The following is a 24,956-nucleotide window of genomic DNA, read 5'->3' as shown; positions in this document are numbered from 1 at the left end:
GATGTCCTCTCTCTATGCTCCCCCCTAGTTCTACTTCCTCTTCTCTAACTCTTGATTCAACTCATCATGGGCTTTATCGGCATTCTTCTGAACCCACTCTCGCAGGTTGGCATCGAGCTGCTTAAACTGCCCGCTTGCTGCCGCATAGTTCTTCATGATGTCTTTAAACTGCTCCATATCCAATCGAGCCAAGGCATAGGCTTCATTTCGAAGCGGGTGTTCCCAGTACTCAACTATCTGGGCACCGACGAGTGTTGCCTCGGTCACCTGTTTCATCGTGTCTTGAATACGTTGCTCCACATCATGCTGTGAGAAATCGCCGGCTGTAGTTTCCGCCATATATTGTTTATTGAGGCCGGCCACGTAGACTTGGAGAGTTGCTGCCAGGTCATTTCTGGCTTGGGCTCCCGCTGATTTCCTGCGCAAGGTTGGATTCAAGATACCAGATACACTCCCTACCCCTTGCAACACTCGCCGTCCGTCAATCTTCTCCCCACCTCCCCCTTTTAACACCCAGTCCGGTAACCCTTTGACATCCTGAAGCGGCGTATCGACCCGTGACATCCCTCCTGCCTCCTGCCCAGTTGGTTTCTGACTTGCGCATCCCACAACCATGGATACGATCACCATCACACCAACCATTACCAGCATACTCGTTTTCATTTGGTCCAGACGCTTCATGAAGCCCCCTTTTCTTATTGAGAATGACCCCTGCTTTATTCGACCGTTCCTATTCAGCAACTCCACATCTCTGCAATCGCCTCACTTCAACAAACCTCCCAAACTCCTCATCATCCCAGACCCGTCGTTTGAGGTTCCGTCCCCGCCAGCCTCCACTGCAATTCGACTTGCAAACAGCCCATCATAGGCTTTGACTTCCTTCTCGAGGACACCAGACTCTGTCGTCAATACAGAGAGATTCGCCGGTAATATCGCGATATTAAGTGTAATCTGCTTGATCCGTTCGGGTGCGCCCGGACCGGCTTGACGAAGGATTGATTGCACTTCACGCTGCCAGTTCGGACCCGCTTCTTTGAAATGATACCCCGCGATGGCCAAGAGCAGCTGCGATTGGCACATTGTGCCCTTCACGGCATTCACCGCTGTCTGGATATTTTTGGCGAGCGCCTGCTGTTCTGGATTGAACACGATGGGCTGGGTTTTGATCTTGGCTAATTCAAGGCCCAATTTCTCGATCTCTTGTTTGTACGCCGCCACCGTCGTTTCGAATTCATTCTTCTGCACTGCAAGCTGCTGCTTCAGCTCTTCAACTTGGCCAGCATTCGTATCCCGATTGCTCGCTTGCGCCGCCTCGTCGGCTGTAGAGGGATTACCGAATTCGGCTGCCTCTAGTTGCTTAATTCGTTGCTCGAGGTCCAGAATGTCTCGGTATTCCTTGGCTTTTTTTTCCTCTGCTTGCAGGACCGCTTCTCTCAGTAGTTTAATCTCGTGCTTATTTTCCGCCAACGATTCCACTGCGTCAGGCAAACTCGTATAGACCTCCGATGCTTTTCCATCCAGTTTACCCATGAACAACTCCGGCTTCGGTTCGAACGCCGGGTTGTATTTCAGGAAGCGATAGAACACTTTGGTAAAGATCGGACTTGAGTTCTCCCCCAATACTCTTCGTTGTAAGGCCTGCACTTCATCCTCAGTGGGATTGGCTACGCCTATTTTGCGCAATGCAAAAAGATCGGGATAGCGTGCAAAGAAAATGGTCTGAAGATACATCGCCTTCAGTTTCAATGCCGACGTGAGCTGGGTATTTCGACCATAATGAGCCGGATCCTGTTGAAGCATATTCCGCAACTTACCTTCCTCTGTCAGCGGCACACTGCTATCCCCCTGCTTTGGCCAAGCAGATCCCGCAGCAATCGGCAGAGTCTTCATGATCAACCCACCGATTTCAATAATCCGAGCTGCCGTGTTGACCCGATCCAATGCCGATTCAACCGTGGCCTCCTCCGTTTTGAACGCAAGACCCTCTTTTGCCAGATCCCATGACATCATCGATCCCAGGGACAAACAGGCCGTCGGTAATGGAAAGGGAAAGGGATTGCCCGTCGTAGGAAGCGGGAGGCCCACAATATCTGAAATGGGTGAAATGGTTTTTGGAATAAATCCCCCACTGCTATCCGACATTCCTGAGCATCCCGCCACCCCGGAGATTAGGACTCCCACCGTGATGCCGTAAGACAGCCGATCAAACCGTTGTAAAAGAAATCGATTCGTGCGTTCCCTGACTGTTCCCATTCTTCCCCCTTTCCTAGCCGATACACTGCTCATCCCGGCTCATTCCGAACCCTCCATTCCCTTTGCAATTGTCGGTTTGGCTTTTTCAAAACATGATCCAGCAGCCCGCTGATCGATCAGATGTTCCTCACCGACTTTCCCTGTTCCCTGGCAGGCAACGTTGAACGAGGCAATCAGGCGATCCTTGAACCGAATTTGACCTATAAGTCTGTAAATCCTTCGCTTGTCACCCGCTGCTGTTTCTTCACTATCCAATAGCACTTTGTATCCAGCAAAGATTGTATCGGCTAACTCTTTGCACTGCGGTTGCCCCGAGTCGTCAGAGCAGAGACCATACTGCTCCTTGGAAGCCACTAGCTTATTACCTATTTTCGTGAACAGCCCCTCCAATTGAGCTCTAAGAGCTGCTGTTACTTCGCCTCTCCCTTCGGATCGATCAAGCAGCATGAATGGTTTAAGCTTGAATTGGCGACGCAATTGTTCAGCAAGTTTCTTCTGCACCGCTTCCACCGCGGCCTTTGGAGCGATTGCGAGGGCATAGGTAACGCAGTTCTTACGATCCAGATACCTCTCTCTTATTTCCGAACCTGACAACATTTGATCAACAACCTGGCGTGCCTCCAGGGAGATCTGTTGTTCGCCTTCGTGCGAAATGCCCTTCATTGCAGAATCGTTCCGTTCCTCCATAAAGATCTTCACCTCTTCTTTCACCGAGACTTCGATCTCCTTGGCCAGTTCGGCGCGAGCATTCTGTTCCGCCACTTGAATCTGTTCGGATGACTTCGGCATGCGATCAGCGCTCCCAACTCCAACCTTGTCATCCGTCCTCGGGCGTTTGAATAACCATTCTGGAGGTTCTCGTTCTGGCAAAAATGAGCAAGTATCCCCGAACAATACTCGCACCACTGGCTCGGCATGCACAGAGGGAATGCACATGATTCCCAATAGCACCGCGACCAGTATAATGACGACCTGGCACGCGACCGCTCTGCTCCCGGTCACGGACGCCTTACGGACAACTGTTTTGCGCAAACGCTTTCTCATGGGCTTACTCTCCAGGCCTTCTTTCAGCATTGATGGCCCTGAAACTATCAAGTGAGCGCTTGGCGCGTGAGAGCGCCTGACTATATTTTTCATTTTGATCCACGTCGACTGCCTTCTGATAACTCCGCACTGCTTCATCAAATTGTTTGAGGCCCTCGTGGGTAATGCCGGAATTGAACCAGGCACAATGGTCTTGGGAGTCTTTGCGGGTCAATTCAGACACTAGTTCACGGGCGTGTTTCCAATTCTTGTCGTGGAGTGCAATCCACACCGGATCGCTCGATCCCTGAGCGCACACCTCTCGCAACTCTGATTTCCAGTCCGACACAAAAATCGAGGCTACCTGCTTCACCGCCCGATCGACTAATATCCCACGCACTTCCTCCCGAGAGGCGCCCGGTCGAGTGGTTTCTTGTCGCACTAGTTCCTGATGCAACGGTTTTTCCCCGAGGGACAGTGTTATCGTAGCTTTCAATGCTCCATACCCCATCCTTAGGGAACAATCTTCAATAGTGCCTGTGATATGTAGTGGTTCTTCCACGGAGCGGAAGCGAGGATCCACTGGAGTAAGCTTTCCTCTTACAGCCAGTTCATGGATCCCTGTCCATAAGTCCCTCGCGCAGTCAGCAGGCCCTCCAAAGTCTTGAATCCTAAACTCACCAATATTCCCCGGAAGCACTAATTTTGGTTTGACCGGCACCTCTACAATCGTGGCACGTGTTCCCGCGCATCCACCGAGTAAAGAGACCAGCACAACAAGCAAGACCGGCAATAGACAGTTCCACCTCTGCAACCACGCTGCCACACGCCCTATTTTTTCCGATTGATTCCAACGCACCTCACACATGGAGATTCCTCCTTCCACCATCATGTCCTCAAACCTCCTGTACTACCCTGAGATTCAGTTCGTCTTGAGTCGCTAATCCAGCAAAGCTCATTCCAACTCAATCCCGCCAGCTAAGCCATTGATCATTTAAGTAAATAGGCTCTCTCGTCTTCGTACAAGGCGACCCCAATCGGTCTATCCCCACAGACTGCCGGGAAGCTTCCTATAGTATGAGGGGAAATAGTTTTGCGGGAGCGACATCCAGCTTGACTGACGTACGACACCCATCAGCTCTGAGCATGCACCGGGAACAATTAGAGGAGAATAGATTGTTGGATACTTGGAAAGGAAGGAACGATGAATCAAGTCCAGCCACTATTCTTTGACCTATAACGCATGAATACTTAAGCCTCGTGAAATATAGTCGACCACTGCTACATTGGCAATAGTCAAAGACTGAAATCGTGGGTACAAATATCCTGCACCCCGCCGCGAACACCTGGTCGCCACTGCTCGCCTATGCAGCACCCGTGGAACGAGAGCGAGGCCATCACGCTCAGCCCGTCGTCCCCATCTTCTGGGGATAACCTTGTGAACAAATCGAGGTGAGCACACTAGTGACAGCGCACTGCGCCCTCTTCAGAACCTTGCCTATTTTTTAGGCGTCCGCTGTGTCAAGAGCAGACCACCACTTGTAGTAGGAACCTGGAATCTTCCGAAGGTGTCGACAGGCGTCATCTGTTCAGAAGGATAATGGACAGGATGCGCAACAGGACTTTGGCTGTTACCTCACAGCAGCCAGCCCTGATCGGCAAAACTATAGAGACGGTCGTCACCGAGAATCAGATGGTCGAGTAATCTGATGCCCAGTAAGTCTCCAGCTTCCCGCAATCGTGTCGTGAGCGTCCGATCCTCCGGGCTCGGTGTGGGATCACCGGACGGGTGATTGTGGACCGCGATGATCGCAGCAGCGTTGAGGAGGATGGCGGACTTGAACACTTCGCGGACATGGACAATGCTGAGCGTAAGCGAGCCGATCGAGACGATGTTCACGCCGATGCCAACGTTCTTCGCATCGAGACAACAGACGAGGAACTGCTCGCGATCGAGACCGTCAAAGCATGGACGCAGCGCTGCGGCCGCTGCAGCGGAATCGCGAAGAACGCCGTATGGAGCAGTGTGACCGCCCTCAGAGACGAGCGTGACCCGGTAGCGAGGAATGAAGCGTGGAACGTTGAGTTGTTTGAATGATTGTTTGGCCATGGTGGCACCTCCCAAAAGTTGAACGCACTGGCGCTTTCGCAGAAACCGAAGCGCCAGGGCAGGACAACGGAGGTGACAGGGCGAGGACTGCCGAAGCAGCACGGGTCGGATGAGCATTCAGCGGCGGCCGTGACAGATCTGTGCTGGCGCGGACGCTGCGTCAGACGATCCGTGCGCGGCAGGCCATCGGCCTTCCATGGCCAAACAAGTCCGATCGACTGACAATGACGGATGAGCGCGCGGTACTGGATCAACCTCGTTGCGGCCGATCTACCCCTCTCCACCCTACTGTCTTCAGCCGTCCTCTCCGCACATACGTACTTCCAACAGGCTTGCATCAAAAACTGAACCTCACTACATGTCACCCCGTTTGGCGATGAGTGCGAGCAGAAGACGCTACAAACTGGCCACAGATGCCACTTCACAGAAAGGAAGGGAAGATGGAAGAGGTGATGACGAGAGCGGGGGTGACGAAGGAGAAGACGTTAGGGACAGGGACAGTGAGAGGCATCAGCCGAGGGAATGGGCGACTGATCGCGGCAGCCTCGTGGCTTCTCGGGGTGGCCATCCTGTTGGAATCGGACCCGGCCTGGGCCCAGATCACCAAGGTGAACACCGTGATGCAGAATGTGCAAACGGTCCTGACGAGTGTGGCGGTGACCCTCTTTACCGTCGCCATCATGTGGGCCGGGTTCAAGATGGCCTTCAGCCATGCCCAATGGTCCGACGTGAGCAACGTCGTGATCGGCGGCATCTTGGTGGGCGGCGCTGCGGGGATCGCGGCCTGGTTGATCAACTGACATGGACGGCTTTCGCGATCCCATCTTCACCGGTTGCACGAGGCCCGCGATGTTGGGCGGCGTGCCGATCGTGCCGCTGATCCTGATCGGCGGCCTGACTCTCTTGGTATCGGTCTGGCTGTACTACCTCGTGAGCGGCTATCTCTCGCTGGCACTCGTGCTGATCACGATTCCCATCCTCCTCTGGATGCGCCAGACGACGAAGACGGACGATCAGCGCTTGCGCCAAGTCATGATGCGGGCACGGATGCGACTCCGGCACGGACCGAGTCGCGGGACGTGGGGCGCCATTTCCTATGGCCCCCTGTCATGGAAGACCAGACGTTCGTAGGGAAAGAGCTGAGGTGCTGAGTGTTCTCAATGCAGCAGGTTGAACAGAGACAAAGAATGAGGACTAGAGCCGCGCTCGCGAAAGCCGCGTCCGCGCAGATTCCTGCGAGTGACTATATCCCGCTGGGCACATCGATCACGCCCACCGTCATCACCTTGACCGGTGGAGAGTATCTGGCCTGTTGGAAACTGGACGGGATCACGTTCGAAACAGCGGACCGTTCAGAAGTCCTGCTGCGCAAAGAAGCGCTGCACCAGTTTCTCCGATCCTTGGGCGGCGGGTCTTTCGCGGTCTGGTCGCATAAAATTCGGCGGGTCGTCACTGAACGGTTGCAAGGCACCTCGCCCAATCCCTTCTGCCAACACCTGAGCGATCGCTACTATCAGTCATTTACGCAGCATCGACAAATGGCGACGGAGCTGTACCTCTCCCTGCTGTACCGACCCTTTCCGTCCAAGGTCGCAAGCTTCTTCACTCGCATGGGTACCCGCACGATAGTTCAACGACGAGAGCAGGAAACCGCACAGCTGACCGTCTTGGAAGACATGAGCAAACAACTCGAAGCGAGTCTCAGTCGCTATGGGCCCATCCGCCTCGGTACCTACACGAAACGAGACATCCTGTACTCCGACCAGCTGGCCTTTCTCAGCTACCTCATCAATGGCGTCTGGGAGGAAATTCCGCTGCGGCGAGCACCGCTGGCCTCGTACCTCCCCTCTTCTCGCCTGCACTTCGGCGACCGGACCGGCATGCTGGAAATCTGGCACCCGCGCGAGCGGAAATTCGCTGGGTTTCTCGACATGCAGGAATACCCGCCTTTCTCCGAGCCAGGCATGAATAACGGTCTCCTCTATAGCGACGCCGAGTACATCGAGACCCAGAGCTTTTCGTGCCTCAACAAACGCGCGGCCCTCAAATCACTCGCCACCCAGAAAGGGCATTTGATCGCCTCGGAAGACGCGGCGACGCGCGAGATCGAACAGATGGATCAGGCCGCGGACGATCTGCAGAGCGGGCTCATCGACTTGGGCCAGTACCACTACAGCCTGGCCATCTTTGGCGGCACGATAGAGTCAGTGAGCACCGCGCTCGCCGATGCCCGGGCTGTCTTTCAGGATGGGCCGGGGTTCAAGATGGCGCGGGTCGACGTGATCCCCGAATGTGCCTGGTTCGCACAGATCCCGGGCAACTGGAGTCTGCGGCCGCGCGAAGCCGTCATCACCAGCCGGAACTTTGTTTGCCTCAGTCCTTTTCACAATTTCGCCCGTGGCAAACGAGCGGGCAATCCCTGGGGCGAAGCCCTGGCCCTGTTCAAGACCCCAAGCGGCCAGCCCTACTATTTCAATTTCCACGTGTCACCGGAGGATCGAGATTCGCGCGACGAGAAGTATCCCGGCAACACCTTTATCTGCGGCAGCACGGGTGTGGGCAAGACCGCGTTGGAACTGAGCCTCCTGGCCTTCGCGACCAAGTACCAAGGACTCCGCTGCGTGGTCTTCGACAAAGATCGTGGCGCGGAGATCGGGATCCGGGCCATGGGCGGGAGGTATCAGTCGCTCAAACGCGGGATGCCGACCGGCTTCAATCCCTTGCAGCTCGAGCCCAGCCCCCAAAATTGGCAATTCTGCGAACAGCTCGTGGCGCAACTCGTGAAGCAGCCTGGTGACGAGATTCCCCTGCTCACTTCAAAGGAACAGAGCGAGATCAGCCATGCCGTGCGGACGGTGATGAGTGAGACGGTCTCCCCGGAGCTGCGCTCTCTGTCCCTTCTCCGCCAGAACCTCCTGGCCACCGGCGACCAGAGTGTGCGGGCACGGTTAAAGCGTTGGACCCGCGGTCACGCGCTGGGCTGGGCCTTCGACAATCCACACGATTCCCATGAGATCAGCGGCGCACGATTATTCGGCTACGACTATACGGACTTTCTGGACGATCCTGAAGTCCGCACCCCGATCATGGCCTATCTGCTTCATCTGACCGAACGGCTGATTACAGGCGAGCCCTTCATCTATGTCATGGAGGAATTCTGGAAGCCACTGCAAGACCCGCTATTCGCGGACTTCGCCTTCAACAAGCAAAAGACCATCCGCAAACAATCAGGCCTCGGCGTCTTCGTCACGCAATCCCCCTCTGACGTGTTGAGACATCCCATCGGCAAAACGATGGTGGAACAGAGCGTGACCCAGATCTTCTTACCCAACCCTCGCGCCGACCATGACGACTACGTGCAGGGGTTCAAAGTCACGGAGGCGGAATTTCACATCATCAAGAACCTCGGGGAAGCGAGCCGTCTGTTTCTCGTGAAGCAGGGCCACAGCTCGGCGATCGTGCAATTCGACCTGGGCGGCATGACGGATCTGTTGAATGTCCTCTCGGGTACAACGGACAACGTGGCGTTGCTGGACCAGATCCGAGCCGAAGTAGGCGATGATCCCACAGACTGGCTTCCCATCTTTCATGAACGCATCGCGGCGCGAAAACGTCTCCGGCAGGAGCACGGAAGAGGAGTCGCGTAGAGCAACCGATGGGCATGGCGACCTACATCGAGCAGTCGGTGAACAACGCCCTGGACCACTATGTCGTGGCCTCCAGCGATGCCGTCATCGGAGTGCTCGCGCCGGTCGCCGTGACCGCCATGACGCTCTATGTCATGTGGACCGGCTTTCAGGTCATGCGCGGCGACGTGCAGGAACCGGTCACGGCCCTCGTCTGGCGCTGGTTTCGCGTGGCGCTCATCACCGGGCTGACGTTGAACGGGCCACAGTATCGGAGTCTCGTGAAGGAAGGATTGGACGGCATTCAAGAGGCCTTCGCCTCTGCCTTCGGCGGGGTGCTCTCGATGGGAGGCGCCATCGACCAGATGGCCGACCCCTTCACGACGTTGATGGAAACGCTGTTCACCGAAGCGAGTTCTGGACTGGTCCCGCAATTCTCCCTCTTCATCGCGGGAGCGATCTGTGCCACGGCGTCGATCGTGATGGCCTTTGTCGCGATGGGACTCTTTCTCGTCGCAAAAGTGAGCCTCGCCCTGTTACTTGCGGTCGGACCCGCCTTCATCTTCTGCGCGATGTTTCCCGTGACGCAGCGCTATGCGGAGAATTGGCTATCCAGCGCGCTGGTCGCCGTCTTCACCAACATCCTCATCATGGCGGTCATCACCTTTCTCGCGAGCCTCCTGCGAAATGCCTGTCTGCACGTGCTAAGTGCCTATTCAACCACCTCGATCCTGGCAGATGTCGTCGGCCTGCTGTTCCTCTCCATCACCGCCGCCTATGTCTTGCTCCATGTCGCGTCCCTGGGAGCAAGTTTGGCCGGAGGCCTCTCGTTGGGGAACCCCGGTGGCGATGCCACCAGGAGTGGAATGTTGCTCCTGCACAGCGTCACGTCCGGTCTGAGTCGATTGGTCCCGTTGGCCGTGGCTTCCAGCGGCGGATCTCTGAGTGGGCCGCGAACCGGAACCGCCCGCGCTTTGCTGAGCGCGCTCTCTTCCGGGAAGCCTCAGCCAGGGAGCGACCTCTATCAACGGACCTCGTTAGAACGGTTACGCAACAGCGTCTCGCGAAAGGAGTAAGGCATGTCACACATAAAACGCGCGTTGATCGCGATGGCAATCGTCGTGATGATCCCCGTGAGTCCAATGTCGAAACTCCATGCCGGAGGGATTCCTGTCATCGACACGGCCAATCTCGTGCAATCCATCGTGCAGGCCCTGGCCTGGATCCAACAGTTCCAGCAGATGCAGCAACAGATCCTCCAAGCGGAGCAACAAATCAATGCGATCGTGGGCTCGCGTAACATGGGCAGTCTCATGAACAACCTCACCCTCGCCGGGGTCGTCCCTTCCGACGTCAATGCCGTGTACCACGCCATTCGGTCCGGCGGGGTCCAGGGCCTCACCGCAGCGGCCCAGATCATCCGCCACAACCGCATGATCTACAACTGCGAGGGCAAGACCGGCGACGCCCTGCGGATCTGTCAAAACATGCTGAACCAGACACCTCAAAGTCAGGCCTACTACGCGAACACTTATCAGATGTTGCTCGGACGGATGCAACAAATCCGGGCTCTGACGACCCGCATCAATCAGACCGAGGACGAAAAAGGGATTCTGGAACTCAATGGCCGGATCGCCGCCGAGCAAGCGCAGGTGAGCAACGACACGAACCGAATTCTGACGATGAAATCCATGATTGAGGCGGAGGAAAAAGCGGCGCAACAGGAACAGCAGGAACGTGTCCTCAAGATGTTGGCGCCAGGCACGGCGCGGACCTTCAATAACATGGCCCCCTGGACGCCGTAGTCCGGCTCATCAGACCGAGGACATGAACATGGAAACGATGCCGGAGAAACAGAAGGACCCCTCAGTGGTGAACGCGACAGACGAACCGCAATTCTACGATCAGGGCCGAGGCTGGGATACCGACTGGCGGCTGCGATTGGAAGCGTCGGAACGCAAGGCCTGGTGGGTCGCGGGGACCGCCTGCGTCTTAGCCGTGATCTTAGGAATAGGCCTCGCCTGTCTCGCTCCCTTCAAGACCACCGTGCCCTATGTCTTCGCGATCGATCGCGCCACCGGCAACGTGGAGCTGGTGAGCGCAGCGGATGATCGGACCGTGCTGGGGTACCAGGAATTGCTCGATAAACATTGGACGCAGAAATACGTGATCGCGCGAGAATCCTACTCGTATCGACTGCTCCAAGCCGACTACGACCAGGTCTTAGCGATGAGTACGGATGAGATCGGGCGCGACTACGCGAGTCTCTTTGACGGGGTCCATGCCCGCGATAAGCAGCTGGGCAGCGGCATCGAATGGAGGGTGAACGTGTTAAGCGTCACCGTCCACAACGATGCAATTGGACTGAAGGCGACAGTGCGGTTCGAGAAGCAGGTAAAACGGACCGACGCGCACAGTCTTGAGCCGCCGCAGTATTTCATCGCGACAGTCTCCTACGAGTACCGTCACACGATGAAAGGGCAGGAAAAGGATCTGATCCAGAACCCGCTCGGCTACAAAGTGACGGGTTATCGGGTGGATGCGGAAATTGGCACGATCACGCTACCGACATCAGTCCTGTCGATGGTCGAGAAGAAATAGGGAGGGGCTGGTTATGTACGTCATGAAACAAGACACAGGGTCGATCACAGCATGGATCATCATCGCCCTCCTCTGTGCAGGAGTCCCATCGGAAGCGGCAGAGATTCCGGCGCCAGGCGACGGAGATCAGCGAGTCCGGTACGTGACCTATCAGAAGGACGAAGTGACCAAAGTCACAGTCCGCCGTGGGGTCGTGACCCGCATCGTCTTGGGAGACGACGAACGCATCGTCATCGCAGGCAGTGGCTTTCTCGCGGACTGTGCGAAGCCGGAAGCGGAATGGTGTATCAGGGCCGATGTCGGGACCAATCAGGTCTGGGTGAAACCCAAGGACCAGGCGACGCACAACAATCTGGAGATCCGCACAGACAAACGAGACTACAGTCTGGAGTTCACCGTCGTGGGAGACCATCGCATCGGACGAAAGCAGCACGGCGGATCAGGGCAACACGAACAAACTGAACCGATGTACCGCGTAATCTTCCGGCACCCACTCGTCCTACCCAACCCTGCCACCATGACGGCGATGCAAGCCTCGGCTCACCGCGCCAAGCACGCTCGTGACAAGACCGACCTCCTCGCCGAGCGGCTGAATTCGTTTGTCCCCGAACCGCGCAACTGGTCCTATTCCATGGAAGTGCTACCGGGAGGCGACGATATCGCCCCGGCCCTCGTGTTCGATGACGGCCGCTTCACCTATTTTCAATTCCCGCCCAATCGCGAGATCCCCGCCATCTTCTATTTCTCGCCGCTGGGTGAAGAAACCCGTATCAATTTCCACATGGAGAAGGACCTCGCCGTCGTGCAACGGATGGGACGCCGGTTTGTGTTGCGCTTGGGCGATGCCGTGGTCGGCATTTGGAATGATTCCTACGACAAAACAGGAGTGCCCGCCGTCGAAGGAACCACCGTCTCCGGCATCACCAGGACGTTACGCTGAGAAACAAACATGGAACAACCACAAGAGTCACGAGAGAAAGCTGAGAAGAAACCTCCCATCATCGATGGAATTGTATCGGTCAACCAGCAGGCCAGCGGCAGGAACGAGACCGCGGCGCGCGTGGCATTTCTGGTCGTGATGGCCATCGTGCTCGTGGTGGGACTCGTCTTTGCAGCGAACACGTGGAGTGCGAAGCGGAAAGCGGAAGCGACACAAGAGGAACGGGCGGCGAAGGTGGAGAACAAACCGGCCCAAGTTGGACTGAAACGGGTCTTTGAGACCGATCCGCTTCCAGTTCAACAGACAACCGCACTCGTGCGGTCGACCAGCCAGTCGCCTGTCGCGTCCGCTGACCCTATGAGGCAGTCGTCCCTTGGCCGAGGAATCGCTGACGAAAATAGACCCATGGGACTGGTTCCTGACCAGACTCCAGGCAACCCATCGCTCAGGACACGCTCTTCAAGTCGGTTCGGTGGGGAGGTCCTTGTGACGAACTCCCCTGCTTCGGACAGTCCCCGGACTCAACCAGTGGGAACCGGACCAGACGCGGCCATCTCCTTGGTCCGCGAACTCCTTAATGGCACGAGACAGCCGGACACGGGGTCCGGGAACCTGCTAGGAGGACCCGCGATGCCGGTCAGCACGGCAGACACAGGAAGTTCGATGCCAGCATCGGTCGGGTACATGGGCGGAGCCAGCGGTCCGTCGATCGGCGTGACGAGCGTCGGGCTCGCGGCGCCGCCCGGTCCTCCGGCCAGCGGAGCCGGTCCCATCGGCGGGCTCCTGACACCGTCCGATACCCCAAAAGTCCAAGCCGGTCTCTTGGGGGATCGGAATCTCATCTTGCCGAAAGGCAGAACGATCGACTGCGCCTTGACCGTACGAGTGATCAATGAAGTCGCCGGCATGGCGACCTGTGTGCTGAACAGCGATGTGTACAGCGACAACGGTCGCGTCGTCCTCTTGGAACGTGGATCGGAAGCGGTCGGCGAATATGCAGCGACGATGGCGCAGGGCCAGCGCCGCCTCTTTCTCCTCTGGACCAGGGTCAAGACGCCGACCGGAGTGGTCATCAATCTGAATTCACCCGCCGCCGATGCACTCGGCACCTCCGGATTGGTGGGGGTCGTGGATAACCATTGGTGGGACCGACTGGGCGCGGCCTTTCTCCTCTCCCTCGTGCAAGACGGGATCGGCTTGGCCACCGCGACACAGGCCGGAGGCGGGGGCGCGCAGAGTCTGGGGATCTATCAACATTCCGCCACAACGGGGAACCGCATGGCGGAACTCATCCTCCAATCCACTATCAACATCAAACCTACGCTCTACAAGAACCAGGGCGACCGCGGGACGATCTTCGTTGCGCGAGATTTGGATTTCAGCACCGTCTATGAACTGCACCCCCACTGATCTACTCGCACACGACACGATGGTGCGCGAGTTGTTGCGGCCCTTGCTGCAATATCTCGCGCTGCCCGGCGCGACCGAGATCGTCGTCAATCGGCCACAGGAAGTCTTTATCGAGGTCGGCGCAGCCTGGCAGCATCACCGCTCACCGGACCTGACTTTGGATCGACTCACCGCGCTCGCCACGGCCATCGCGACGGCGACCGAGCAAGAAATCGGACCGCACCACCCGATTCTCTCGGCCATGTTGCCGGATGGGGAACGGGTACAAATCGTGCTGCCGCCGGCTGTGGAACTGGGAACGATCTCGATCTCAATCCGCCGTCCGAGCGCCTGGATCAAGACCCTCGACGAGTACGACGCGGAAGGAGCCTTCAGCCGCTATGTCTGGGCCAAGGCGGCGACGCTGGATCATCGCGCTTCCGAGCTCGATTCCACTGAGCGACAGCTCGTGCAGTATCTGACCGATCGTCAATTGGGTGCGTTCATCCGGACAGCCGTGCTGGCGAAGAAGAACATTGCCGTCGTGGGGGACACCGGCTCCGGCAAAACCACGCTCATGAAATCGATCTGTCAGGTGATCCCGAAACAGGAACGGCTCATCACGATCGAAGATGTGCGCGAATTGTTGCTCCCCCAGCACGGCAACCGGGTGCATCTCTTGTACGCCAAAGGAGGCCAGGGCACTGCGACAATCACACCGTCGGAGTTGATTGCCTCCACGCTCCGCATGAAGCCGGACCGAGTGCTCCTCGCCGAGTTGCGCGGCGGAGAAGCCTTCGACTTCCTGAAACTCCTGACCACCGGCCACAGTGGATCAATCACCTCCTACCACGCGGAGTCCTGTGCCCTCGCGGCCGAACGCTACGTCTTCATGTGCAAAGAACACGAACAGGCGGCGACCTACGATGTGCCGACCCTCAAGCGCCTGGTGGCCTTGACCATCGACGTGATCCTCCACGTGGTCGCGCAGAATCACTACGACGAGGACGGCCAGCCTATCAAGAAGGACCGTTACGTGGCGGAAGTCCATTATGACCCGATCGCGAAACTCGTGGCGCGATTCGGAGAAGCCACCCTCGTGAGGGCGTAGAGGGACCGATGTCACGTAAGAGCATGCGGATCGCGATGGCCCTGTTGCTCTATCTTCCGCTTGGGCTCTGCGGAGCGGATGCCCTCGCCGGCGCTGTCTTCACCCTCGCCAACAAACAGATGCCTGAAGACCTCTCCCTGACCAGCTGGCCCGACTCCTGGCGAGCCTATAGGGAGGATCCGATTCAGCGGAAGCGACTACAATTCTCCGCCGTGGTCGGGGGATTCGTCGGATTTGGTCTCCCGGCGCTGCTGCTCGTGTCCCTGACCAACCAGAAGAAACCGCTCCATGGCGAGGCGCGATTTGCATCTCATAGTGAAATTCAACAGGCCGGGCTCTATGGAGAGCGCGGAGTCATCGTTGGAAAAGTGGGGCGACGGTACTTGGTCTATGGGGGCCAGGAATTCGTGTTGCTGGCGGCGCCGACCCGATCAGGCAAAGGCGTAAGCATCGTGCTCCCGAACCTACTCCACTACGATGAGTCGGTGGTCGTCCTGGACATCAAAATGGAGAACTTCGCCTACACGTCGAAGTTCCGACAGGCGCACGGGCATCACGTCTTTCTGTTCAATCCCTTTGGCGCCGACGGCCAGACCCACCGCTGGAATCCATTAGATGCGGTCGATCGCGACCCGAATCGGCGTGTGGGCGAAATCCAAGCCATCGGGCAGGTGCTCTATCCGACGGAGCAGATCAAAGATGCGTTCTGGAACGAGTCCGCTCGCAACCTCTTTCTCGGCCTGGCTTTATATATAATGGAGACTCCTTCCATACCCTGTAGTTTCGGAGAAGTGCTCCGGCAGGCCTCCGGTAAGGGGCAGCCCATCAAGGACTATCTGCAAGACCTCATCAGCACCAGGGCCAAGAGTGACGCCCCGCTGAGCGACGACTGTACGGCGGCCCTGCACCGGTTCTGTGCCACCAGCGAGAATACGATGGCGAGCATTCTCGCGACCCTGACGGCTCCCCTCACCATCTTCAGCAATCCCATTGTCGATGCGGCGACGAGTGCGACGGACTTCGACCTGAAACGGGTGCGCGTGCAACGGATGTCGATCTATGTCGGCATTCCGGCCAATCGGCTGAGCGACGCGGCGTTGCTGGTCAATCTGTTCTTCTCGCAGCTGATTCATCACAACACCGTCGACTTGCCCGCGACGAATCCCCGGTTGAAGCACCAGTGCCTCGTGATCTTGGATGAGTTCCCCGCCCTCGGGCGGGTGAATATTCTCGCGAAGGCCGTCGGCTTCATGGCGGGCTACAATCTGCGCCTGCTCCCGATCATTCAGAGCCTCTCGCAGCTCGAATCGGTCTATGGGGAAAAGGACGCGCGGACATTCGTCACGAACCATGCCTGCCAGATCCTGTTTGCGCCTCGCGAGCAACGAGACGCCCAGTACTACTCTCAGATGCTCGGCACCTATACAGCCGAGGCGATCTCGACCGGTACGAGCCGCCCCCTCAGCTGGGGCCACGGCAAACAAGCGTCGTCCAGTTCCACCCAGTCGGAACAGGCGCGGCCGCTCCTGCTGCCACAGGAAGTGAAGGAACTCGGGGACCAGCGGGCGATCATCAACCTCATGCATACGAAGCCGATCCTCTGCGACAAGGCCCGGTTCTATGCCGATCCGGTCTTCACCGATCGGTTGAAGCGCATCAGTCCGTTCCTCGCGTCGGTGGGAAAGCGGATGCCCACCCAAGCTGAACTCGAAGAGGCGGCGTTCGTGCGCCGGGAGCTATCCGTGGAGATTCCCCGCCTCGACCTGGAACTCCATCGCGCCAAAGTCGAACGGCGTGTGCGTCCAGTACAGCCGAATGAACCGATCGACCTCTCGAAGTTGGCAATGGACCTCACCACCCTGCCGCCGGTTGTGCCACGCGACACGCCGACGCCTGAAGAAGTGAACAATCTGGTTGATGCCTTTGTGGCACAGCTGCAATGGACCGACAAGATCGATGACGACATCTCAGAGAAGAGGAGTCCTGTGAGCGAAGAAGGGAGAGCCCAAAGAACGGAGAAGCACGTTGCTCGATCCCTGATGGATCGAGACAGAGAAGAGAGGGACGTATGACAACATTCGTGAAACGACAGGCAGGGCTTCAAGCACTCGTAATCCTCATCGCCTGCGCCGCGACCCTGGCCTGTGTGCAGAAACCAGTGGTGCCATCCGGTGCGGCTCGTGTGCCCATCAACAGCGATGACATGATCCAGCAGTACCGCGAACGGGTAAAGAGCGACCAGCGTGAGAAGCAGGAGCGGAGTTTCCTCACCAGACAAATGGAATCGCTGACACAACAGGTCCAGGAGTTGAGTGCCGCACTGACGCTCATGCAACTCAACCAGCAAGAACTGGCGAAAGGTAAATCTCGGTCCGGCCTCACGATCACAAAGACAGCGCTCACGATCCCCCCTGTTTCACCAGAATCGAACGGTCCACAGACGAGCACTCCTATCCCACGTGATGGTGATACGTCTCAGGCTGTATTCGATCAGAGCTTGTCGCATACCGGGACAACGCAGAGTGAGGAGGAGCGATCAGCAACGGTGGCGCCTGCCTGCAGCATCGGACCATCAGCAGTGCCATCCACCTCCCCTCCACATCAGATACACGAAGGGCAGAACGGCTCGTGGAGACCCCGAGTCATTGATTTGAGTGAACGGGAACAGGTGGAAGTGCATCGTCACAGTATCATCTTCCGTGTATCCGAACGGACAGGTCGGTCTGAGTTTCGTCCCAGCAAGCCGCTGCAATCCCACCTGAAACAGATCATGAGCCGTGGTCCTTGCCTGCACGTGCGTGGATACACGGACGGAGACAAGGATCTCTGGATCGAACATGAGACAGCCAAACAACGGGCACACAAGGCCCGCGCCTATCTCATCGCGCAGGGCTATGACCCAAACCACATCGAGATCACCATCGTGCCGATCGGGCAACATGTGGCCGACAATGCGACCAAGAAAGGTCGGGCAAAGAACCGACGGGTCGAGATTGAAGTGAAGGAGCACAATCCGGCCTCCGTCTGGCCGCAGTGGTACGGATAGGAGAGAGGAAGGGACACCATGAATGAGATAGGTCTGGACGAAGCGCGAGAGACGAAGCAGAACGACGAGCCTAGGCCTTCGAAAGGCACTCAGGGCGAGAATGCAGAACAACCACGACTCAATCAGCGTCGTGATGCTGCCGATTCCTTGCGGAAGCGATTCATCGAAGCCGGTGAGCAATTCTATTACCGCACTGCGCCAGGTGAACCGACGAAAATTGCGTTTACCGATCACGGGAGGAGGCTGGTCACGGAACATGACGACCCGAGCGTCATTCAGGGAATGGTCCTCCGGGCAAAAGCCAAGGGCTGGACCACCGTGCGGGTGAACGGCACCACTGAGTTCAAAACGGAAGCCTGGGTGCAAGCCACGATCGCCGGACTCGATGTGGAGGGCTATACCCCGCGTGGGATCGACTTAGCGCGAGCGGAAGACCGCAAGGATCAGCGCCCAGTTCGTGGCAAGACGGCACAACAGCCTGTCCAGCGAGAGGATTCACATAATCGGGCGACGGAGGATCAGGCCGGAAAGCTAGACAAGGCTTTGAACTCTGGCCAGCAGGTCGCGGTGGCCACGCTCGAAGCAATTCTGAAGGCACGGGGGGATTCCCCCACCATGATCGCCGCGGCTGTCGAAGAAGCGAAGGCGCGCCTGCAGGGCGAACGAGTCGTGGTGGGTACCGTTGTTGACCACGGCATTAGCCATTACAACCACGATGTCCAGAATGCCAAGAGTTATTTTGTGAAGGTGGTGACAGACCATGGTGAACGAGAGATCTGGGGCATCGACCTGGGCCGCGCGTTTGAACAAGGGAAAGTGCAACGGGGTGATGCGGTGGCCCTCGTGCAACAAGGGCGTGAACCGGTGACGGTTCCGCTACGAGATGAGCCCGGCGTGTCGATGGGCACGGCTTCACAACCGGGGAATCGTAATCGCTGGGAGGTCATCAAGCTGGATTCCCTTGGGGTCCGTGAACAGCATCACCTGAAAGAGGCGGCGCGTACCAGCACCCAGGAACCGGTCGTGCCTCAGTTTGATCACACAGCCGCGCGGACGGATCGCATGCCAAATGTCCCACGGAGCCCTACCTTGGAGCGGACCAGAGGCGGTCGATGACTTCTATGATCGAGAACATCTCACTGGATAGCACTGAGGTGAGCCCATGAATTGGTGGAAAAGACACAACTGGATCGCGGTTTTTGTGGGAGTGAGCCTCCTCGCCATAGCCCATGATGCATCGGCGCAAACGCCGACCAAACCGTCCTTCTTGGAAGGCGACACCAGGCTGGCCTGTGAATGTCTGCTATGCTTAGCAGCGGGCCCACAGGCGCCAAAAGAATGCCAAGCCGCGCTGACAAAGTACTACATGATTCAGGCAGGGAGCCCCTTCAAAACCATGGTCATGCGAAGAAACTTCCTCCAGCTCTGCCCCAAGCAATAGCCCGTCGCACTGGACTTATAAACGTCACGATCACAGGGCACGACTCCGGTCACGATGCCGCGGAGTAGCCCTGGTTAAGGCCAATCATCTCTCGCCTATGGCCACTATTGTACGCCAACACATACTGATGAAGTATGTCCTAGGCTTTAATATTTCATTATTTATACCTCATTAGCACTACACACTCTTATTCTCCCCTCTTGCGAATAACTTCTCCTACCTCAAGGGAATAGCCTCAAAACCTGACCTTCCTCATAACAACCACGGCGCCACGCGCCTCTTGCGTTTCCTGTCTGGGTAACCACAGGGCAAAGAGGGGCGCTCCGGTGGCGCGAGGATTCCCGAGTCACCACGTATCGGAGGAAAGGAAGGACGCACCACTATGCGGAAAGATCGATTGGCGACGCTCACGATGGATATTGTGGTCAACCATCCGACCAAGCGCACCGCCCTCGACGCGGCCTATGGTCAGCTCAGTCCCTGGGCCCAGACCGAGTGGGATTGCGCAAGTGATGGCGTATCAATCACCGAACGAGCAGCGCGCCTTGGTCACTCGATCCGGGAACAGCGTCGCTGCGACGAGAGTCTGATCGAACACATCTTTGCTGCTCTTAATGGACGAACCTTCGTGGTCCTTGATGCCACCTATTGCTTCATGACACAACGGATGTTGGACCGAAGGACGGGGCGGCGCATCCCTCCTGACGCGGTGCGGCGCTTTGCGTCACAACCCATCGCGAGTCTTCTCCTCAACACCCGCGCGCAGCAGGATCTGAAACGGCGGGGTGTTAACACGATCGGCGATCTCTTACCCCATGCTTATGAATGGTTATCGCCGAAGCGTTTGGCACCGGGTAAACCGGTGATGAACGTCCGGCTTTCGGTCCGACGTTGTTTACGGATTCTCGGCGTGGAGATTGTCTTCCCCGAGATCAGACAGCGAGCGATCTATTGCCCCTGCTGTGCGCACACCGAGAGGGATGTCATGAAGATCGTCGCGTTGGCGGGGGTGTAAGCGAAAACCAGGAAAGGGAAAAGGAAAGGAGCCATGATCAAACAATCATGGCTCCTGAAGAAGGAAAATAGATCAGAAGAATACGATTCCCGGAGTAGCAGCTTACGAAAAGAATCTGTGGTCTTTGAGATCGGTAAACCGGGTCTGGGCAAATGCCTTCAACTCCTGTTTGAGTTTGGGCACCAGATGCATGTGCTTTCCAGCCTCCTCATACTGGTACACCTCCTGACAGATTCCCAGATAGTCATTCCTGAAGGAGATTGCTCGGCGGCCGCGCCATCTGGCTGGTTACGAAATAGGAAGCTCCATAGCAGGATCCCGCATGAGATCGCCGTTCTGATGCCCATTGTGACACACTAATACGATCCAGGGCCTTATGCCTCTGCTCTATGATAGAGCCATACGGATTATTACTACCAGGTCTTTAAAGCCTTATCCCAAAGTTGGGATCGCGCGCATTCAATGCAAGTGCTATTGTCACGCTCCCGACATCGTGCTGTAGCGGTTCTTGGGGTGAGCGGAATGTCGTGCCTGACATGCTACGGCAATCCGTTTAGGATTGATAGCAAAGGGAGAATGGCGCTCGACATGATGGAGAAAGATGGAAGTGTTAGTAACTATCTGTTTGACATCGACGACAATCTATTGTTTCTCCCAACTCGCCTCTATCTGTGGAATGCCGAGACTCAGATTGAACAATCGATTACTTCTGGTGAATTTGCCACTATTCAGCGCGCGCTAGGGCTTCCAGGTAAATGGCAAGCCTGGTCCATCCGAGATGCTACATTTCGGGATTTTCGTGATTGTGACGGCGTTGCCATTGACGAGCAACCCTTTATTCGAGATCTCCGTGTCATGGTTGAAGGTGCACACTCGTGGCAGGGCCCATCCTGGCCCCTACTGGTACACGCTGCTAGTGAAACACGCCCGATTGCCCTGGTCACAGCCAGAGGTCATGCACCAGAGACAATTGAGTATGGTATGCGGTTGCTCGTTGAAAAAGGTCTACTTCCTAAATTGCCACCTATATTGGGTATCTATACGGTTACGCACCCCACTGTACGTGAAACGCTTGGAGTCAAGGACCCTGCTATGACCGTACCATCAGTCAAGAAGCTAGCCATCCGTGACGCGGTCAACCGTAGTCTTCAAAAGTATGGGAAGCAACCTCCCCATCGGTTCGGCATGTCCGATGACGACCCAAGCAATATTGCGCTAGCGATTTCGGCGATGCGCGCATGCAAGATTGATCATCCCGATAAACGCTTTTTCGTGATTAATTCCAACCACCAGGATTTTTCTAAACTCGAAATTTTTCCAATGGATTACCCCGTCACAAAGATAGAATCGGGTGAGCCATTACTACGAGACAATCCACAAATTGGGCAATCCAGCAATATTCCCAATCTGAAGTCCACATCTGAAAGACTGATTTCGGGAGGACATGCCTCGATTCAAGTAAGAGACATAACTCGATCGATTGCCTTCTACACTTCGACTTTTGGCTTATCCCTGAAGTCCAGGAGCGCAGATGATTGGGCGGAGATAGACGCTGAAGAAGGATTTGTTATCAGATTGCAGCGAGCAAGGCTTCCCGCTCTGACATCGGCCGGGGTACTGAGTACTCCTTGCTTGGAGCTGACCGTCACGAAACCTATTGGAGAGGTATCGGACATTCTGTCTTCGCGTGGGCTAGAATTTCTTTCGACAACGACAGGAGCCGAATCGAGTTGCAAAACGCTGTTCAAAGACCCGGATGGCAATTTGATATCCCTCACGTTTCCACTGACAGTAGATGCACCTTAGGCGCGAGGATTGAAGTAAATCTTGAAGGGTGAGCAAAATCACAATGATTCACAATGATGTTGAATACTGGCGTTACTTACAATCGCTTTCCCCTGGGCATCCTGATTTGCCGTCACCTCGTATCTGCCGCTTACTTGAACGAGTTTTTGAGAGGTGGAAACATAAGCCTCTTTGGCTCCGTGAGGAGCAGGTAGGGCATCTATTTCGTGGTAGACGCGATATCTCCAAGGCACAACGGGTAGCACTGGAGCGCCTACCCGTTTCTATTCAAAAGGCGCGAGCTGTGCGAAGGATGCTGGAGATCGTTACAGATCCGGTTGTCGCTGCCACCAATGGAACATGTCAGATCGAGCCAGACGAGTTGATCGCAGGCACGCTGCCGCCTTTTTCAGTTGGGCAAGGAAAAGAATTCATCGGTTATCTCACGAAGGATGAAGAGTTAAGAGGAATGTTGGGCTACCTCAGCGAGCGTTCTCCCATGGGTCATATAGTTCCTGACCATAGCCGTGTAGTGCAGCGAGGTATTCGCGCGATTATTGATGACTGTCGAAGACGGCATAGCAAAGCAAGAGCAGATACCCGAAACTTCTATACCTCAGTTATCGAATCCATGGAAGCAGTCATCTATTACTCCAACCGGTGTGCAGATCGAGTGGAAGATGCCATAAGAACGTTACCTGACGATGATGCTCGAAGAACCAACTTGACACAAGTTGCGCTTCGCCTCCGCAGAGTACCCGAACACAAGGCTGAGACTTTTGTAGAGTCTTTGCAGTCCATCTATATCGTTCACTGTGCACTCCACTGGACAGTCGAAATCGTTCCACTGGGACGTTTGGATCAAATTCTTTACCCTTATTATCAACGAGATCTGAAGGCAGGGCGATTGACCAGAGAGTCAGCACAAGAACTTGTTGATGCCTTTTGGATAAAGCTCGATGAACGGGCACTACTGAATTATCGGCATGCAGAAAATAGATTTACCCCAACAGACGGAGTGCTCACCGGATTTGTTGGAGCATCGAACTATGATCAGGGTGGCCTACTAAACCAGTGGATGCAGCAAATCACCATCGGAGGCGTGCTACCAAACGACGAACTCAAACCGTCTGATGCGTGCAATGTGGTCACTGAACTCTGCCTTGAGTCGGCCCGTCGACTTCCACTGAATAGTCCTACGCTAGACTTACGAGTTCATGCCAAAACACCTCGAGCCATCCTGAAGATGGCTGCAAAAGCGATACTGAGCGGGGGAGCAAGTCCTGTCTTACTTAATGATGATCGTATTGTTCCCGCCCTTAGCAAACATTCTGGGTTTCCTGTTCCACTTAGGACTGCCCGGAACTATGCATGTGATGGTTGTTATGAAACGATGTTTGCTGGTGAAACAGAGTTTAGTTTTGGTTTCGTGCCGGCGCTCGCTTGTCTTGAATATACATTGAATCAAGGTGCCAACCTGAGTGGATCGGGGACGCTCAACCTTCGCGGCGAGAAGTGGTCATGGAGGACGACTCCAGCCTCAAGCATTACTTCGTGGAATGATCTATGGCAAATACTTAGAGAGCATATCCTGCTGGGCTGCCATCGCTATATCCATAGCGTACTTTCGTCATACGGCAATAAGGAAGGTATCGCACCATCACCACTCCTTTCCGGCCTAATTGCGGGGTGTATAGAAAGAGGACGAGATTTGGTGGCCGGTGGAGCCAACTATAGGATTTTTTCGCCTTTGATGACAGGGATTAGCACTGCTACTGATTCGCTCTATGCAATACAACGGCTAGTATTTGAGGAGCAATCGGTTGCTTTAAATGAGTTAGTTACATGCCTATCCACTGATTGGGGAAAATCGCTCATTGGTGAGGAGGACAAGAGACATCCAGCTTTTGGGCAGCATGTAAGTCCGCACCGCATTGCGCACATACGTCAGCAATGTTCAGCACTCTCTAAATTTGGGTTTGGCTCACAAGATGTGGACAAAATAGCCTGGGCATTGCTGGAGACATTTTGTGATTGTGTCTGGGAGGCTTGGGGCCACCCCCTGCATCAAGAGCGACTGCAGCAATTGCGCAGAAGATATGGCAAGAGTTTCAACATTCTTTTAACTCCAGGTGTTGGCACGTTCGAGCAATATGTCCTCGCTGGTTTGTTCGCCGGAGCATCAGCGGATGGTCGTCACGCCCGAGAAGCACTAGCTTCAGATCTCTCGCCAGCGCCTGTTCACACTGATAGAGAGGCTGAATTTGACTCCAACCCGATTCATGCTCGGGTAGGATCGTTAAAGAGCAGTTTTCTCAGCTATGCTCATTCAGTAATGAACAGACTCGGCGACGGTGCTCCCGTCGACTACAATATTTCAGAAAACTTTCCCGTTAGTGCTCTTACAGAAGCTATTGAGCGTTTCGCAAAAGGACGTGGAGGCTCTATAGCAACTTTTACCGTTGGTGATCCCAAGACATTCGCAGCTGCACAGAAGAATCCAGAAGACTTCAATCTTCTCCGGGTTCGGATGGGAGGCTGGACAGAATTCTTTGTGGCTCTCTTCCCAGCACACCAATCCCAGCATCGCCGACGCCCATTATTCACAACCTAGAG

General features: G+C 55.9%; 21 protein-coding genes and 1 pseudogene. 16 read left to right on the top strand and 6 right to left on the bottom strand.

Going from position 1 to position 24,956, the window contains the following annotated elements:
- Positions 1-30: 30 nt before the first annotated feature.
- From COMA2_RS14445 to COMA2_RS14425, 5 genes are all read right to left on the bottom strand, one after another.
- The gene (locus COMA2_RS14445) at positions 31-564 is read right to left on the bottom strand and encodes an LPP20 family lipoprotein (protein ID WP_175304626.1); all 534 of its coding nucleotides are present in this window, start codon (positions 562-564) and stop codon (positions 31-33) included.
- A gap of 198 nt (positions 565-762) precedes the next feature.
- Positions 763-2,286, bottom strand: coding sequence for a hypothetical protein (locus COMA2_RS14440; RefSeq protein ID WP_139077386.1), 1,524 nt, complete (start codon positions 2,284-2,286; stop codon positions 763-765).
- 6 nt (positions 2,287-2,292) lie between these two features.
- Positions 2,293-3,189: an LPP20 family lipoprotein gene (locus COMA2_RS14435; RefSeq protein WP_407919018.1), complete on the bottom strand. Its 897-nt coding sequence runs from the start codon at positions 3,187-3,189 to the stop codon at positions 2,293-2,295.
- Positions 3,190-3,301: 112 nt separating this feature from the next.
- Entirely contained in the window at positions 3,302-3,772 is a 471-nt protein-coding gene (locus tag COMA2_RS20530) for a tetratricopeptide repeat protein (RefSeq protein WP_217490764.1), read from the bottom strand.
- A 1,140-nt stretch (positions 3,773-4,912) separates the two neighbouring features.
- Entirely contained in the window at positions 4,913-5,386 is a 474-nt protein-coding gene (locus tag COMA2_RS14425) for a JAB domain-containing protein (RefSeq protein ID WP_090899663.1), read from the bottom strand.
- A 440-nt stretch (positions 5,387-5,826) separates the two neighbouring features.
- On the opposite strand from COMA2_RS14425, the gene COMA2_RS14420 reads away from it, so the two are divergent.
- The 14 genes from COMA2_RS14420 to COMA2_RS14355 all read left to right on the top strand — a co-directional run bounded on the left by COMA2_RS14420 (position 5,827) and on the right by COMA2_RS14355 (position 20,555).
- On the top strand, positions 5,827-6,186 hold the full coding sequence (locus COMA2_RS14420) for a TrbC/VirB2 family protein (RefSeq protein ID WP_217490762.1): 360 nt from the start codon (positions 5,827-5,829) through the stop codon (positions 6,184-6,186).
- Between the two features lies 1 nt (position 6,187).
- Positions 6,188-6,517 (top strand): VirB3 family type IV secretion system protein, encoded by a 330-nt coding sequence (locus tag COMA2_RS14415; RefSeq protein ID WP_090899659.1) that lies wholly within the window; start codon positions 6,188-6,190, stop codon positions 6,515-6,517.
- A 56-nt stretch (positions 6,518-6,573) separates the two neighbouring features.
- Complete coding sequence (locus tag COMA2_RS14410) at positions 6,574-9,033, top strand: VirB4 family type IV secretion/conjugal transfer ATPase (RefSeq protein ID WP_090900154.1); 2,460 nt, start codon at positions 6,574-6,576, stop codon at positions 9,031-9,033.
- An 8-nt stretch (positions 9,034-9,041) separates the two neighbouring features.
- Positions 9,042-10,088: a TrbL/VirB6 family protein gene (locus COMA2_RS14405; RefSeq protein ID WP_090899656.1), complete on the top strand. Its 1,047-nt coding sequence runs from the start codon at positions 9,042-9,044 to the stop codon at positions 10,086-10,088.
- 3 nt (positions 10,089-10,091) lie between these two features.
- Complete coding sequence (locus COMA2_RS14400; RefSeq protein WP_090899655.1) at positions 10,092-10,817, top strand: TrbJ/VirB5 family protein; 726 nt, start codon at positions 10,092-10,094, stop codon at positions 10,815-10,817.
- A gap of 28 nt (positions 10,818-10,845) precedes the next feature.
- Positions 10,846-11,613 carry a VirB8 family type IV secretion system protein gene (locus COMA2_RS14395; RefSeq protein ID WP_217490761.1) on the top strand — a complete coding sequence of 256 codons (768 nt, stop codon included), beginning with the start codon at positions 10,846-10,848 and terminating at the stop codon, positions 11,611-11,613.
- Positions 11,614-11,626: 13 nt separating this feature from the next.
- Positions 11,627-12,553 (top strand): TrbG/VirB9 family P-type conjugative transfer protein, encoded by a 927-nt coding sequence (locus COMA2_RS14390; protein ID WP_175304624.1) that lies wholly within the window; start codon positions 11,627-11,629, stop codon positions 12,551-12,553.
- Between the two features lie 9 nt (positions 12,554-12,562).
- The gene (gene virB10 / locus COMA2_RS14385; RefSeq protein ID WP_090899650.1) at positions 12,563-13,963 is read left to right on the top strand and encodes a type IV secretion system protein VirB10; all 1,401 of its coding nucleotides are present in this window, start codon (positions 12,563-12,565) and stop codon (positions 13,961-13,963) included.
- Positions 13,944-15,053, top strand: a complete 1,110-nt coding sequence (gene virB11 / locus COMA2_RS14380) for a P-type DNA transfer ATPase VirB11 (protein ID WP_090899647.1) — start codon at positions 13,944-13,946, stop codon at positions 15,051-15,053. Before virB10 ends, virB11 begins: the two co-directional genes overlap by 20 nt.
- An 8-nt stretch (positions 15,054-15,061) precedes the next feature.
- Entirely contained in the window at positions 15,062-17,125 is a 2,064-nt protein-coding gene (locus tag COMA2_RS14375) for a type IV secretory system conjugative DNA transfer family protein (RefSeq protein WP_090899644.1), read from the top strand.
- Positions 17,122-18,099, top strand: coding sequence for an OmpA family protein (locus COMA2_RS14370; protein ID WP_090899640.1), 978 nt, complete (start codon positions 17,122-17,124; stop codon positions 18,097-18,099). Before COMA2_RS14375 ends, COMA2_RS14370 begins: the two co-directional genes overlap by 4 nt.
- An 18-nt stretch (positions 18,100-18,117) precedes the next feature.
- Entirely contained in the window at positions 18,118-19,215 is a 1,098-nt protein-coding gene (locus COMA2_RS14365; RefSeq protein ID WP_090899637.1) for an LPD7 domain-containing protein, read from the top strand.
- Positions 19,216-19,261: 46 nt separating this feature from the next.
- A complete protein-coding gene (locus COMA2_RS14360) occupies positions 19,262-19,540 on the top strand; it encodes a TrbM/KikA/MpfK family conjugal transfer protein (protein WP_090899633.1) in 279 nt (92 codons plus the stop codon).
- 382 nt (positions 19,541-19,922) lie between these two features.
- Positions 19,923-20,555, top strand: a complete 633-nt coding sequence (locus COMA2_RS14355) for a DNA-directed RNA polymerase subunit alpha C-terminal domain-containing protein (RefSeq protein WP_090899630.1) — start codon at positions 19,923-19,925, stop codon at positions 20,553-20,555.
- A 102-nt stretch (positions 20,556-20,657) separates the two neighbouring features.
- Here the strand turns inward: COMA2_RS14355 and COMA2_RS21380 are convergent.
- A pseudogene (locus COMA2_RS21380) lies at positions 20,658-20,912 on the bottom strand (DUF6908 domain-containing protein).
- Positions 20,913-21,143: 231 nt separating this feature from the next.
- Here COMA2_RS21380 and COMA2_RS14345 point away from each other — a divergent pair.
- On the top strand, positions 21,144-22,361 hold the full coding sequence (locus COMA2_RS14345) for a VOC family protein (protein WP_175304623.1): 1,218 nt from the start codon (positions 21,144-21,146) through the stop codon (positions 22,359-22,361).
- Positions 22,362-22,404: 43 nt separating this feature from the next.
- Complete coding sequence (locus tag COMA2_RS14340; RefSeq protein ID WP_090899621.1) at positions 22,405-24,954, top strand: pyruvate formate lyase family protein; 2,550 nt, start codon at positions 22,405-22,407, stop codon at positions 24,952-24,954.
- Positions 24,955-24,956 lie beyond the last annotated feature (2 nt).

The organism is Candidatus Nitrospira nitrificans (assembly GCF_001458775.1).
In the GTDB taxonomy this organism is placed as follows: domain Bacteria; phylum Nitrospirota; class Nitrospiria; order Nitrospirales; family Nitrospiraceae; genus Nitrospira_D; species Nitrospira_D nitrificans.
This window is presented reverse-complemented; position numbering and strand designations above follow the sequence as displayed.